We start from the raw sequence: 13,755 nt of genomic DNA, 5'->3' as shown, positions 1-13,755 counted from the left end.
ACCGAAGACACGCTTCTGGAGGCGCGGCGGCATAACTACCTCGCCGCCTATGCCGAGGTGCGCGGCGAAGGCGCGCTGGCGTGGTGCGATATCTCGACCGGGGATTTCATGGTCATGCCTTGCCCGCCCGTGCGGTTGGGACCGGAACTTGCGCGCCTTTTGCCGCGCGAGGTGCTGGTCTCGGACGGGATGGAGGCCACGCGCATCACAGCCATCGAAGAGATCGGCGCCGCTGTGGCGCTGCTGGCACCCACCAGTTTCGACAGCCGCAACGCGGAAGGGCGCATCGCCCGACTGTTCAATGTCGGCGCGCTGGATGGTTTCGGGCAATTCACCCGGCCCGAACTGGGCGCGATGGGCGCGCTGATCGATTATCTTGAGCTTACACAAAAGGGCAGCTTGCCGCTGTTGCGCCCACCCCGGCAGCAAAGCGCGGGGCGGCTGTTGCAACTTGATGCAGCCACGCGGCGCAACCTCGAACTGACCCATGCGCTATCGGGCGGGCGGGCCAATACGCTTTTATCGGTTCTCGACCGCACCCTGACCTCTGGTGGCGCGCGGCTGTTGGAGCGGCGGCTTTCCGGCCCATCCACTGATCTGGGCGTGATCACCGCGCGCCATGATGCCGTGACATTTTTCGTCTCTGACGGGCGGGTGCGTGACGATATCGAACAGGTCTTGCGCCGCGTCCCGGATCTGGATCGCGCGCTCTCGCGGTTGGCGCTCGACCGTGGCGGGCCGCGCGATCTGGCGGCGATACGCGATGGGTTGCAGGCAGCCGACAGGTTGGCGCGCATCATGGATGGCATGAACCTGCCACCGCTTTTGGCGGAGGCACGCAATGCGCTGACGGGGCATGAGGATCTGGCCGATCTGCTTGACCGCGCCTTGGTCGCCGAACCGCCCGTCCAACTGCGCGACGGGTCCAGCATCGCGGCGGGCTATGACGCCGATCTGGATGCCGCGCGCCGTTTGCGCGATGAGGGTCGCGGCGTGATCGCTGGCATGCAGGCCGATTATATCGACGAGACCGGCGTTGCCTCGCTCAAGATCCGACACAATAACGTGCTGGGCTATTTCATCGAAACAACGGCGACCCATGCCCAGAAGATGTTGTCGCCCCCTTTGGCCGAGCGGTTCATCCACCGTCAGACCACGGCAAATGCGGTACGCTTTACCACGCTGGATTTGTCCGAGTTGGAGACACGTATCCTCAACGCAGGCAACCGCGTGCAAGAAATCGAGCGCTTGCTATTCGCGGCGCTGCGCGAAGCGCTTTTGGAGCAGGCCGATGTGATCGGGCAAACCGCGCGGGCTTTGGCGGAGTACGATCTGTCCAGCGCGCTGGCCCGCCGTGCGGTCGAGGGCGATTGGACACGGCCCCAGATGCATGATGGCCGCACCTTCGCGGTGAATGGTGGCCGCCATCCGGTGGTCGAGGCGGCGCTTGCACGCGAGGGCGCGCCCTTTATCGCCAATGATTGCAGCCTGTCGCCCGATGCCGATGGCGCCGCGATCACGCTTTTGACCGGGCCGAACATGGCTGGTAAATCCACTTTTCTGCGCCAGAACGCACTCATCGCCATTCTGGCCCAAATGGGCAGCTACGTTCCTGCCGCCCATGCCGAGATCGGGGTGGTGAGCCAAGTATTCAGCCGCGTTGGTGCCGCCGATGATCTGGCGCGTGGGCGGTCGACCTTTATGGTCGAGATGGTGGAAACCGCGACGATCCTGAACCAAGCCGATAGCCGTGCGCTGGTGATCTTGGACGAGATCGGTCGCGGCACGGCGACCTATGATGGGCTCTCCATCGCTTGGGCGACGCTTGAACATCTGCATGAGGTGAACCGCTGCCGCGCGTTGTTTGCCACCCATTACCACGAGATGACCGCGCTGGGCGCTCGGCTGCCGGGATTGTCGAACGCGACGGTGGCGGTCCGGGAATGGAAGGGCGATGTCGTATTCTTGCACGAGGTGCGCGAAGGGGCGGCAGATCGGTCCTATGGGGTTCAGGTGGCCAAGCTCGCGGGCTTGCCCGCCAGCGTCATCGCCCGCGCGCACGCGGTGCTGGATGCACTGGAAAAAGGTGAGCGCGAGGGCGGCAATCGTAAGGCAATCATCGACGATCTACCGCTTTTTGCCGCCGCGCCCACAAGCATCGCGACAGCCGCCAAGGGGCCCAGCGCCTTGGAAGAACGGCTTGGCGCCGTTCATCCAGACGAAATGACCGCGCGTGACGCCTTGGCGCTAATCTATGAGTTGAAGGAACTGCTTGGGCGGGGTTAACCGCCCGTGTTCGATGACACGCCGACCTGTGCGGGGCGGACCAAACGGTCATGCAGCATGAAACCTTCGGCCATGACCTGCAAGATATCGCCCGCTTTCGTGCCGGGTACGGGCGCCTCGAAAAGGGCCTCGTGGCTTTCGGGATCGAACCGATCACCGATTTCAGGAACAATGGGCGTGACGCCATGCTTGGTCAAAACCTTGAGCAATTCACGCAAGGTCAACTCGACCCCTTCGACCAGCGCACGGTCGGCATCGCCTGCGGCGTCCGCGGCGCTGTTCAGCGCACGGCGGAGGTTATCATAGACGGGCAATAGATCGCGCACGATACGCGTACCGCCGTATTTCTCGCCCTCGCGGCGGTCACGCTCGGCGCGTTTGCGCACATTGTCGGATTCAGCCAATGTGCGCAAAAGCCGATCCTTCAGCGCGTCACGCTCAGCGATCAGTGCCTCGACCGGATCAAGGTCTTGGGCTTGATCCAACCCGGGCGCGATGCCCTCGGCCGTGGGTTCGCCCTCGGGCGCTGTGGCGTCGGCGAATTGATCCTGGTTTGCGTCGGACATGCTTGCCCCCTTTGTCTTTCATTTCGGCGCTTAGCCGCGATCAGCGATCAGTTTGCCGACCAGCTGCGCCGTGTAATCCACAATCGGCACGATTCGTCCGTAGTTCAGCCGCGTCGGTCCAATGACCCCCACGGCACCGACGATCTTCCGATCAGCGTTCATATAGGGAGAGACGACCAGAGCGGAACCCGAAAGTGAGAAAAGCTTGTTCTCGGAGCCGATGAAAATGCGCACCCCGTCGCCGGTTTCGGCCAATTCAAGAAAATCCGCGATATCGCGCTTGCGTTCGAGATCGTCGAAGAGCTGACGAATGCGTTCCAACTCATCCGCCTCGGCGGCATCGGCAAGCAGATTCGCGCGCCCCCGGACGATCAGACGCCCCAGATCATCGCCGTCCCCATCCCACACGGCAAGGCCGGCGGCGATCAGATGTGCGGCGATCTCGTCGATTTGGGCGCGGCGGCTATCGACCTCGGCCTGAATTTCGGCGCGCAGGCTGCTGAGGGTGCGGTCGGCCAGATGCGCATTGAGATAATTCGCCGCCTCGCGCATCGCACTGGGCGTATGGCCTGGCGGTGGCTGAAACAGGCGATTTTCAACATGACCATCGGAATGAACCAAAACGACCAACGCGCGCTCGGCCGAGAGAGAAACAAAATCGATATGCTTGATCGGCGCTTCGCGTTTGGGGGTCAAAACGACGCTGGCGCCATGGGTAGCCTGCGACAAGGCTGACCCGATCCGGTCGAGCGTCGCTGCGACATCGGTGGTGTTCGAACCCAGTGTTTCGTCGAGACTTTGCTTGTCACTGAGGGCCAATTCTCCGACCTCGAGAAAGCCATCGAGAAACATCCGCAACCCAAGCTGCGTCGGGATGCGACCGGCCGAAACATGCGGGCTACCCAAAAGCCCCAAAAACTCCAGATCCTGCATCACGTTGCGCACTGTGGCGGCCGAAACCTGTTCCGTCAGGCTGCGGGTCAAGGTGCGCGAACCGACCGGCGCGCCAGTCTCAAGATAGCCCTCGACGACGCGACGAAACACTTCGCGGGAACGATCATTCAGATCGCTGAGAGGGGTATTTTGGTGCGTTGCGCGGTCTGTCATCTTCATCAGGTGTTCGGGCATTCGGGGTTGCGCCGCGGTGCATCGGCGGACTATGCCCCGCTTCACGGATCATCAGGAGAAAGATATGCGTCCTTCAGGCCGAAACCTAGACGAAATGCGCGAAATCGTGATCGAGACCGATGTCACACGCCATGCCGAAGGGTCTTGCCTGATCCGCTGCGGTGGCACCCATGTCCTATGCACGGCAACATTGGAAGAGCGGGTGCCGCCCTTCTTGAAAAATACTGGCCTTGGTTGGGTCACGGCCGAATACGGGATGCTGCCGCGCGCCACCCACACACGTATGCGCCGCGAGGCAGCAGCGGGCAAACAATCGGGGCGGACGCAAGAGATTCAGCGGCTGATCGGTCGCGCCTTGCGCGCCGGAGTCGACCGTTCGGCCCTTGGCGAACGCCAGATCACCATCGACTGCGACGTGATCCAAGCCGATGGCGGGACGCGTTGCGCCTCCATCACGGGCGGTTGGGTTGCGCTGCGTCTGGCGGTGAACAAGCTTTTGAAAGCGGGCGATATCACCAGCGACCCGATCACCGACCATATCGCCGCGGTATCGTGCGGGATTTATGCCGGCCAAGCGGTGCTTGATCTGGACTATCTCGAAGACAGCGAGGCGGGCACAGATTCCAACTTCGTCATGATGGGCAGCGGCGCCTTGGTCGAAATCCAGGCAAGCGCCGAAGGGGCGGCCTTCTCACGGGCGCAATTCGACGAGATGTATGGGCTGGCCTCGCAGGGCATCGCCACGCTTGTTGCTGCGCAGAAAGGCGCTTCACGCTGATGCGACGGTTCGCGGGCAAACATCTGTTGGTCGCGACCCATAATCGCGGCAAGCTGGAGGAGATGGCAGCGCTGCTTGCGCCCTTTGGCATCACCGTCAGCTCGGCCGCCGATCATGATCTGCCGGAACCTGATGAAACCGGGACGCATTTTGTCGAGAACGCCCGGATCAAGGCGCATGCCGCGGCGCAGGCCACGGGACTTCCCGCCTTGTCTGATGATAGCGGCATCGAGATCGATGCGCTGGGCGGTGCGCCGGGGGTTTATACCGCCGATTGGGCGGAAACGCCCAATGGGCGGGATTTCGTCATGGCGATGGAGAAGACCCACAATCTTCTAGAAGAAGTTGATGCGCCGCATCCCCGAACCGCGCGGTTTTGCTGCACGCTTGTTCTGGCTTGGCCCGACGGTCATGACGAGGTGTTTGCGGGTGTCATGCCCGGCCGGGTAGTCTGGCCGATGCGCGGTGATCAGGGTCATGGCTATGACCCAATCTTCGTGCCCGATGGGTACGATATCACCTTCGGGGAGATGAACCGTTGGGAAAAGAACCAGATCAGCCATCGGGCGCGGGCCGTGGAAATGCTGAAACAGGCTATCGTTGCGTAGCGATTGGGAACATGGCGGCTTTGGGCTTTATGTCCACTGGCCTTTTTGCCAGGCCAAGTGCCCATATTGTGATTTCAACAGCCATGTCGCCGCGTCTGTCGATCATGGGCTTTGGCGCGACTGCTACCTGTCCGAGATCGATCGCGTTTCGCGTGAAACACAAGGCCGGGCGCTAACCAGCATCTTTTTCGGCGGTGGCACACCATCGCTGATGGAGCCCGAGACGACGGGGCGCATCATCGCGGCGGCCAAAGCCGCTTGGCCAAGCGCGAACGATCTGGAAGTCACCTTGGAGGCGAACCCGACATCGGCGGAAGCGGGCAGGTTTTCGGCCTTTCGCGACGCTGGGGTCAATCGCGTTTCAGTGGGGCTTCAATCGCTGCGTGACGATGATCTGAAGCGGTTGGGTCGCCTCCACTCCGCCGAGGAGGGGCGCAGGGCCTATGATATGGCGCGCCGCATCTTTCCGCGGGTGAGCTTCGACCTGATCTATGCCCGCCAGTATCAAGACCTAACCGCTTGGCGGACCGAGTTGACCGAGGCTGTCGCCCTCGCGGCTGATCATATCTCGCTTTACCAGCTGACGATCGAACCGGGCACCGCCTTCGGCGATCGACATGCGCGGGGGCGGCTGGCCGGTTTGACCGACGATGATACCGGCGCGGATATGTATGATCTGACCCAAGAGATCTGTACTGGCGCGGGCCTCGCTGCATATGAGGTATCCAATCACGCAAGTGACTTGGCACAGTCGCGCCACAACCTGATCTATTGGCGCGGGGGCGACTATGTGGGCATTGGGCCCGGTGCACATGGCCGTATTACCCTTGGCGGTATACGATTTGCGACCGAAACGGAGCTGGCGCCACAGGCTTGGCTCAAGCGTGTCCAAGCAACCGGGTCGGGCGAGACCGTGCGCAGCGCCCTATCGCTGCGCGAACATGCCGAGGAATATGCGATGATGGCGCTGCGGTTGACCGAGGGGTTGGACCGGTCGCGTTACGCAGCAATAAACGGCACGGATTTCGACCCTGATCCGCTGGATCGGCTGGCAGATCTGGGCCTTGTTACGGTGACGCCATCGCGCTTGACCGCGACGCCGCAAGGGCGGCGCCTACTGAACGGTTTGCTGCGTGAGTTGTTGGCGGATTGATTCACCCGTTGCTAAGCAAGCGGATGATCTGATCGAGCGCTTCGAGGTTTTTGTAGCGGATTGAAACGCGCCCCTCGCCGCTTGTTTGATGATCGATGTTTACAACCATCCCGATCGCCGCTGTGAGATCACGCTCGAGAGCGACGGTATCGGCATCCTTGTCGCCGACACGCGGCTTTGTTTTCGTTCGCTTCGTTTTAGCACCCGATGCCTTGGCCTTTTGTTCGACGTCACGCACGGACCAGCCATTTGCAATGGCTTGGCGGGCCAAAGTAACGGGATTGTCGACCGTCAATAACGCCCGTGCATGGCCGGCACTTAGCTGACCGCCCCTGACAAACCCTTGAATTTCTTCAGGAAGTGCCAAAAGACGCATCATATTGGCGATATGGCTGCGACTTTTGCCAAGGGCTTGTGCCACCTTGTCTTGGGTGTGGCCGAACCGATCGATAAGCTGGCGATAACCCAGCGCTTCTTCCATGGCGTTGAGGTCGGCGCGTTGAACATTCTCGATGATTGCAACCTCGAGAAGCTCGGTTTCATCGAAGTCGCGAATGATCACCGGCAATTCGTGCAATTGGGCCTGCTGTGCGGCGCGCCAGCGCCTTTCGCCTGCAACGATCTGATAATGCTGCGGCTCGGCCGGATCGGGTCGCACGATGAGAGGCTGGATTACGCCCTTTTCCCGGATCGATGCCGAAAGCTCGGCGAGGGCTGTTTCCGCGAAATGGCGGCGCGGCTGCTCGGGGTTTGGCCGGATCCGATCTATCGGAATGCGCCGCAAACCACGGGCGTCGGCCTCAGCCGCGTCACCAACCGGGGTGGCAGTCGCTGGCACTTCGATATCAGCCATGAGCGCCGACAAGCCGCGACCGAGGCCGGTCCTTTCGCGTTTCTTTACCATTAGATCGGCTCCTTACGTGGGGATGCGCGCGACAGCAGCTCGGCCGCAAGGTCTTGATAAGCTTGACTTCCTTTGGACAACGGGTCGTAGGCCAAAGCCGGAATGCCGTAAGACGGCGCTTCGCTGAGACGAACGTTTCGTGGGATGCGAGTTTGAAAAATCAAATCACCCAACGTGGCGCGGGCGTCATCCTCGACCTGCTGGCTGAGGTTATTGCGCTGGTCGAACATGGTCAGCACGACACCCTCGATCCGCAGCTTGGGGTTCGCGGTTTCGCGGACATCGCGAATCGTCAGCATCAACTGTGATAAACCTTCAAGGGCAAAGAACTCTGCCTGCAGAGGCACCAGAACCGAGTCGCTGGCCACCAAGGAATTCACGGTCAAAAGGCTGAGTGACGGCGGGCTGTCGATCAGAACATAGTCATAATTGGCCAGCGCCGGACCCGCCAAAGCGTCTTTCAGCAAGAAAACACGATTTTCCTGCGCGCCGAGCGCGACGTCGGTCGAACTCAAATCCGTTGTTGCCGGTGCGATGTGCAGGCCTTCGGTTTCGGTCGTACGGATTACCGAAGAAAGCGGCGCATCTTCGTGCAGGAGTTCATAGGTTGTGGTGCCACGGTCGCGCGCCGATATTCCAAGCCCTGTCGAGGCATTACCTTGCGGGTCGAGATCAATGACCAAGACGCGCTGCCCCAATGAAACAAGGGCCGCGCCGAGATTGATGGCCGTGGTTGTTTTACCCACCCCACCTTTTTGATTGGTAATGGATAGGATCCGCGGGCGGTGCTGTTCAGACATGGCGCAACCTTTCAATCCTCATCACAACGGCGTCGGGGTCGGTCACGCTCGGGATAATGTCATATGTGATATGCCATTTGCCTTTGGCGATCTCAACCTCGTCGGCGTGACGGGCCCCCTTTTGAAAAAGGCATATGCCATGCGGGGCGAGGTGGACATGCGCCATGCTGCACAAATCCGACAAAGACGCCAAGGCACGGGCCGAAACCACATCGGCTGCGTGCGGCGGAAGATCGGCGATGCGGCTGCCATGCACCATAACCGACAGCCCCATTTGCCGTGCGGCTTCTCGCAGAAAAGCGGCCTTGCGCTGATCGGACTCAACCAAGGAAACCCGCAGCATGGGGTGCCGGTCATGTGCAATTGCCGCACACACAAGGCCCGGAAATCCGCCGCCGCTTCCCAAATCCAGCCAACGATTTGCGCCGGGCGGCATATGCTGCAGCAGTTGCGCGGAGTCCAAGATGTGTCGCGACCACATCAAGGGAATTGTCGACGGGGCGACGAGGTTGATCTTTTTCTGCCATTTGACGAGGAGTGCGGCATAGGCGGAGAGGCGCTCCAATGTTTCACGTGAAACATCGGCCGCGATGGCGGCCCGTGCTTCTTCCTCAGTCATGCGCTTCGGCGTTCGTCTTGGCGGATACGCGACAAGATCAGAGCAAGTGCAGCCGGTGTCATGCCATCGATGCGCCCCGCTTGTGCAAGCGTCGTCGGCTTGACGCGCTGCAGCTTTCCCTTCAGCTCGTTCGATAGGCCACCGATATCGTCATAATCAATGTCTAGCGGGATCGCTTGCGCCTCGTCCCGCAGTAAGGCCGCTGCATCGCGCTGTTGACGCTCCACGTAGGTTTTATACAACGCCTCGATCGCCAGCTGCTCTCGTATCTCCGGCGTCAGCTGCGCGAACCCCGGGATAAGTGCGTCCAGGTGGGCCAAATCGACATCAGGAAAAGCAAGCAAGTCCATACCGTTACGGCGTTGGCCGTCTTGGTTGATGACAATGCCAGCGGCGGCAGCTTCTCGCGGTGTGATGCGCGCACCATCCAGAACCGCTCGACCGGATGTGAGAAGCTCCATCTTCGTGGCAAAACGTTCACGCCGCCCTTGAGTGATAAGGCCAAGAGCGTCGGCCATCCCGGTCAGCCGCTGATCAGCGTTATCCGCACGCAGCGACAGCCGGTATTCGGCCCGTGACGTGAACATACGATAGGGTTCAGCAACGCCGCGCGTCACCAGATCGTCGATCATCACGCCGATATAGGCCTGTGCGCGAGATAAAATGATCGGATCACCGCTGTGAGCGAGCTTTGCCGCATTCAGCCCCGCCATCAGGCCTTGCGCCGCGGCCTCCTCATATCCGGTGGTACCATTGATCTGGCCAGCGAGAAAAAGGCCGGGCACCGCGCGGAGTTGCAACGATGGATCTAGGCTTTGCGGATCGACAAAGTCATACTCGATGGCATAGCCCGGTTGCAGGATCTCGGCATTTTCCAGCCCGCGGATCGACCGCACATAGGCATGCTGCACATCCGCCGGCAAAGAGGTCGAAATGCCGTTTGGATAAACCGTGTCGCTATTCAACCCCTCGGGTTCCAGAAAAATCTGGTGCGACGATTTATCGGCGAAGCGCACGATCTTATCCTCGATCGAAGGGCAGTATCGTGGGCCGACCCCTTCGATGTGACCGCCGTACATGGCCGATTTGAACAGGTTTTCGCTTATGATATCATGTGTTTGCTGGTTCGTATGTGTTATGCCACAGGCGATTTGGCGAACATGGGGACGGTCCGAGAGGAATGAGAACAGCGCCGGCGCATCGTCGGCGGGCTGCATTTCAAGCTGGTCCCATGCGATCGACGCGGCCCGCAATCTTGGGGGTGTTCCTGTCTTCAGCCGGCCCAAGGGCAACTCGAGCGCACGCAGCCGTTGGGCTAATCGCACAGACGGTTTATCGCCGATACGACCACCATCGGTTTTCTGATCGCCGATATGTATGACCCCATTCAGAAATGTGCCGGTCGTCAGCACAACCGCACGACAGGGCACAACCGATCCATCCGCCAGCTCAGCACCGCGCACCTGCCCATCGACGACCGTTAAATCGGCAACCTCAGCTTCGATGATAGTCAGGCCTTTTTGCGCTGCCAAAAGTGATTGGATCGCAGCCCGGTACAGCGTGCGGTCCGACTGGGTGCGCGGGCCACGCACGGCCGGTCCCTTGCGGCGATTGAGCAACCGAAATTGAATGCCCGACCGATCGGCCGCCAAACCCATGATGCCGCCCATCGCATCGATTTCCCGCACCAAGTGCCCTTTGCCCAGGCCGCCGATCGCGGGATTACAAGACATGACGCCAATGGTGTCCTTGCGCATGGTAATCAGCGCGGTCTTTGCACCGGCGCGCGCAGCAGCATGGGCTGCCTCTGCACCGGCATGGCCGCCACCGATCACAACGACATCGAACGCATCATGTTTCACGTGAAACACCCTTCACTTGCCAATGCAGAACTGCGCGAAAATCTCTCCGAGAACCGCCTCTACATCTACGCGGCCAATCAATGAGTCAAGCGCGGCCACCGCATCGCGCAAATGTAGCGCCAATATCTCCGCCCCGTCATCACCATGTTGAAAAACGGATTTGGTCACCAGCAACAGCCCCTTAGCACGCTCAAGCGCCTGACGATGCCGCTCATGCGAGGCCAGACTCATACCCGAAACCCGGTCATTCAACAACGATGATACATCCCGCAAAAGCTGATCGATACCGTCGCCCCGCATCGCCGAGATCCCAACACCCGTGACATCCGCTTTCGTCATGTAGCGCAAATCGACAGGAACACCCGGGCTGAAATCACCCTGGGATTGAACGCCATCAAGCAACAAGATCCGCAGATCCGCGCCCGCAGCACGGCTGCGCGCACGGGCGACCCCGATCTGTTCGATCACATCATCCGCATCGCGCAATCCCGCCGTGTCAAGAAACGTCACCGGCAACCCATCAAGATCGACGCGCACTTCCAGTACATCTCGGGTCGTACCGGCGAATTCCGAGATGATCGCAATCTCGCGACCAGCTATCTTATTGATTAAAGTGCTTTTCCCTGCATTTGGCGGGCCAATGATCGCAACCTCGAATCCATTCCGCACCCGCTCTGCCGCGTGATAGCCAGCAAGCTGGCCGTCAATCCGACCCAGCACATTCTGGATGAGTGCGCCAACCTCGGGCGAGACATCTACAGGCACTTCCTCATCCGCGAAATCAATCGTCGCCTCGATCAAAGCCGTTGCGCGGATCAGATCAGCCCGACAAATCTCCGCGAATTCACGCATACCGCCTGAGAAAAGCTGTTGCGCCTGCCGCAGCTGAACCTCTGTTTCAGCGGCGATCAGATCGGAAAGCCCCTCAACCTGCGCAAGATCGAGTTGCCCGTTCAGAAGCGCGCGTCGCGTGAATTCGCCCGGTTCCGCCATACGCGCCAAGCCCGTCGCCCCAATCGCCGCTTCCACGGCGCGGATCACGGCAATACTGCCATGTACTTGAAATTCAACGATATCTTCACCGGTAAAGCTATGCGGCGCATCAAACCGCAGTACCAGCGCCTCGTCTAAAAGCGCACCTTCGCCATCTCGCAGCCGGCGCAAAGCCGTTTCGCCCGCATGTGGCAAAGTACCTGCGAACGTCCTACCGATGTCATGGGCGGACGGCCCCGAAATCCGAAGGATGGCGACACCCGATTTCCCCCGAGCGGTCGCCAGGGCAAAGATCGTGTGCATCACGCGCCCCTATGTGTTCATCGAGTCGAAGAATTCCGAGTTCGTCTTGGTCTGCTTCAGCTTCGAGATCAGGAATTCAATCGCATCGGTCGTCCCCATCGGATTCAAAATCCGCCGCAAAACATAGGTTTTTTGCAAATCGACCTTATCGACGAGCAAGTCCTCCTTGCGGGTTCCGGATTTAAGAATGTCCATCGCCGGGAATACACGCTTGTCGGCAACCTTGCGATCAAGCACCAGTTCCGAGTTACCCGTACCTTTGAATTCTTCGAAAATGACCTCGTCCATACGGCTTCCCGTATCGATCAGCGCTGTTGCGATGATGGTGAGCGATCCACCCTCTTCGATATTCCGGGCCGCACCAAAGAAACGCTTGGGTCGCTGCAAGGCATTGGCATCGACACCCCCGGTCAAAACCTTGCCTGATGAAGGTACGACCGTGTTGAACGCACGACCAAGGCGCGTAATTGAATCCAACAAGATCACGACATCACGCTTGTGTTCAACAAGCCGCTTGGCCTTTTCGATGACCATTTCCGCAACAGCCACATGGCGTGTCGCGGGTTCGTCAAAAGTGGATGAAATCACCTCACCCTTCACGCTGCGCTGCATGTCCGTCACTTCTTCGGGGCGTTCGTCGATCAGCAAAACAATCAAATAGCATTCAGGGTGATTAACCTCGATCGAATGCGCGATATTCTGCAGCAAAACGGTCTTACCAGTGCGCGGCGGTGCCACGATCAATGCGCGCTGACCTTTACCGATCGGTGCAACAAGATCGATGATGCGCGCGGAACGATCCTTGATCGTCGGATCCTCGATCTCCATCTTCAATCGCTCATCGGGGTAAAGCGGCGTCAAGTTATCAAAGGCCACCTTGTGGCGCGCACGATCAGGATCTTCGAAGTTGATCCGCTTGGCCTTGACCAATGCGAAATAACGCTCGGTTTCACGCGGCGCGTTCATCACACCCTCGACCGTATCGCCAGTACGCAAGCTGTGCTGGCGTATCATCTCGGGCGATACATAAATGTCGTCCGGACCGGGAAGATAATTCGCCTCCGGCGAGCGCAGGAAACCAAAGCCGTCCTGCAACACCTCCAACACACCATCGCCCGAGATTTCCCAGCCTTCTTCGGCGCGTTCGCGAAGAATCTCGAACATCATCTCGCCCTTGCGCATGGTCGAGGCATTCTCGATCTCGAGTTCCTCTGCCATCGACAAAAGGTCTTTGGGCGATTTGGCCTTCAGATCGGCCAGTTTCAGCGTCGTTTCGGTCATGGAAATCCTGCAGCCGGATCGGCCTGTAAAGGCCATGTCACAGTCATGTCGTAAGGAATGTTTGATCCCGGACGGGAACGATCAACCTGCTACGATCACACGCACAGCCTGTCAAGCGACCAAGCCTTGGTTACAATCTAAATAAAAAATAAGAAATTTAAGAAAAGTTGTTGTCGTTGTAATGCCGGGGGTAAGCGATGAAAGTCACGACATACAAGCTTCATCCTCTTAATCATGCACATGGAATGATCCGTTCACATTTCATTCACAGACATGGGATATCAAAACAAAATACAGTGTTTTCAATATCTTGTGTTAAGCTTCGAAAAAAAGTGACGGGATATCTCGGCTCATGACACTTCACAGCGCAGCTGTTCAACAAGCCACGATGGGAAGATCTACCACCATGGACAAGCTGTGGGCGAAAACGCTCAGACCGCATCAGATCTCCCGTCTTGCGCGATGGTCAAATTA

At 59.4% G+C, this 13,755-nt stretch carries 12 protein-coding genes; 4 read left to right on the top strand and 8 right to left on the bottom strand.

The annotated features are described in order from the left end of the window. On the top strand, positions 1-2,286 hold a 2,286-nt coding region (mutS, locus tag ACTG4J_RS11160), incomplete at its 5' end, for a DNA mismatch repair protein MutS (protein WP_439139541.1). On the opposite strand, the gene ACTG4J_RS11155 is transcribed toward mutS, so the two are convergent. Next, entirely contained in the window at positions 2,283-2,852 is a 570-nt protein-coding gene (locus tag ACTG4J_RS11155; protein WP_439139540.1) for a nucleotide exchange factor GrpE, read from the bottom strand. The two genes, mutS and ACTG4J_RS11155, sit on opposite strands and share 4 nt — an antisense overlap. Positions 2,853-2,882: 30 nt before the next feature. Further along, positions 2,883-3,965, bottom strand: coding sequence for a heat-inducible transcriptional repressor HrcA (hrcA, locus tag ACTG4J_RS11150; protein ID WP_439139539.1), 1,083 nt, complete (start codon positions 3,963-3,965; stop codon positions 2,883-2,885). A gap of 79 nt (positions 3,966-4,044) precedes the next feature. Between hrcA and rph the strand changes: the two genes are divergently transcribed. The 3 genes from rph to hemW are packed head-to-tail and all read left to right on the top strand — an operon-like array spanning position 4,045 to position 6,519. After that, entirely contained in the window at positions 4,045-4,758 is a 714-nt protein-coding gene (gene rph, locus ACTG4J_RS11145) for a ribonuclease PH (RefSeq protein WP_439139537.1), read from the top strand. After that, on the top strand, positions 4,758-5,366 hold the full coding sequence (rdgB, locus tag ACTG4J_RS11140; protein ID WP_439139535.1) for an RdgB/HAM1 family non-canonical purine NTP pyrophosphatase: 609 nt from the start codon (positions 4,758-4,760) through the stop codon (positions 5,364-5,366). Before rph ends, rdgB begins: the two co-directional genes overlap by 1 nt. Then, the gene (gene hemW, locus ACTG4J_RS11135; RefSeq protein WP_439139533.1) at positions 5,359-6,519 is read left to right on the top strand and encodes a radical SAM family heme chaperone HemW; all 1,161 of its coding nucleotides are present in this window, start codon (positions 5,359-5,361) and stop codon (positions 6,517-6,519) included. The genes rdgB and hemW overlap by 8 nt, the downstream gene beginning before the upstream one ends. Before the next feature lies 1 nt (position 6,520). Here hemW and ACTG4J_RS11130 read toward each other — a convergent pair whose 3' ends face one another. From ACTG4J_RS11130 to rho, 6 genes are read right to left on the bottom strand one after another with little or no spacing between them, the layout of a single operon-like run. Then, on the bottom strand, positions 6,521-7,423 hold the full coding sequence (locus ACTG4J_RS11130) for a ParB/RepB/Spo0J family partition protein (RefSeq protein WP_439139531.1): 903 nt from the start codon (positions 7,421-7,423) through the stop codon (positions 6,521-6,523). After that, positions 7,423-8,223 carry a ParA family protein gene (locus ACTG4J_RS11125; protein WP_439139529.1) on the bottom strand — a complete coding sequence of 267 codons (801 nt, stop codon included), beginning with the start codon at positions 8,221-8,223 and terminating at the stop codon, positions 7,423-7,425. The genes ACTG4J_RS11130 and ACTG4J_RS11125 overlap by 1 nt, the downstream gene beginning before the upstream one ends. Continuing rightward, entirely contained in the window at positions 8,216-8,842 is a 627-nt protein-coding gene (gene rsmG / locus ACTG4J_RS11120) for a 16S rRNA (guanine(527)-N(7))-methyltransferase RsmG (protein ID WP_439139527.1), read from the bottom strand. The genes ACTG4J_RS11125 and rsmG overlap by 8 nt, the downstream gene beginning before the upstream one ends. Beyond that, on the bottom strand, positions 8,839-10,713 hold the full coding sequence (gene mnmG / locus ACTG4J_RS11115; RefSeq protein ID WP_439139526.1) for a tRNA uridine-5-carboxymethylaminomethyl(34) synthesis enzyme MnmG: 1,875 nt from the start codon (positions 10,711-10,713) through the stop codon (positions 8,839-8,841). Before mnmG ends, rsmG begins: the two co-directional genes overlap by 4 nt. A 3-nt stretch (positions 10,714-10,716) precedes the next feature. Next, positions 10,717-12,000: a tRNA uridine-5-carboxymethylaminomethyl(34) synthesis GTPase MnmE gene (gene mnmE / locus ACTG4J_RS11110; RefSeq protein ID WP_439139524.1), complete on the bottom strand. Its 1,284-nt coding sequence runs from the start codon at positions 11,998-12,000 to the stop codon at positions 10,717-10,719. Between the two features lie 9 nt (positions 12,001-12,009). Then, positions 12,010-13,281, bottom strand: a complete 1,272-nt coding sequence (gene rho, locus ACTG4J_RS11105) for a transcription termination factor Rho (protein WP_439139522.1) — start codon at positions 13,279-13,281, stop codon at positions 12,010-12,012. Positions 13,282-13,755: the final 474 nt, after the last annotated feature.

Source organism: Roseicyclus sp. (assembly GCF_965662675.1).
GTDB lineage: Bacteria > Pseudomonadota > Alphaproteobacteria > Rhodobacterales > Rhodobacteraceae > Roseicyclus.
The sequence above is the reverse complement of the archived record's forward strand: the minus strand, read 5'-3'. Positions and strand labels throughout refer to the sequence as shown.

Excerpts from the sequence above, each read along its gene's own strand:
- ACTG4J_RS11155 (WP_439139540.1), bottom strand. The coding sequence starts at position 2,852 with ATGTCCGACGCAAACCAGGATCAATTCGCCGACGCCACAGCGCCCGAG.
- hrcA (WP_439139539.1), bottom strand. The coding sequence starts at position 3,965 with ATGAAGATGACAGACCGCGCAACGCACCAAAATACCCCTCTCAGCGAT.
- rph (WP_439139537.1), top strand. The coding sequence starts at position 4,045 with ATGCGTCCTTCAGGCCGAAACCTAGACGAAATGCGCGAAATCGTGATC.
- rdgB (WP_439139535.1), top strand. The coding sequence starts at position 4,758 with ATGCGACGGTTCGCGGGCAAACATCTGTTGGTCGCGACCCATAATCGC.
- ACTG4J_RS11130 (WP_439139531.1), bottom strand. The coding sequence starts at position 7,423 with ATGGTAAAGAAACGCGAAAGGACCGGCCTCGGTCGCGGCTTGTCGGCG.
- ACTG4J_RS11125 (WP_439139529.1), bottom strand. The coding sequence starts at position 8,223 with ATGTCTGAACAGCACCGCCCGCGGATCCTATCCATTACCAATCAAAAA.
- rsmG (WP_439139527.1), bottom strand. The coding sequence starts at position 8,842 with ATGACTGAGGAAGAAGCACGGGCCGCCATCGCGGCCGATGTTTCACGT.
- mnmE (WP_439139524.1), bottom strand. The coding sequence starts at position 12,000 with ATGCACACGATCTTTGCCCTGGCGACCGCTCGGGGGAAATCGGGTGTC.
- rho (WP_439139522.1), bottom strand. The coding sequence starts at position 13,281 with ATGACCGAAACGACGCTGAAACTGGCCGATCTGAAGGCCAAATCGCCC.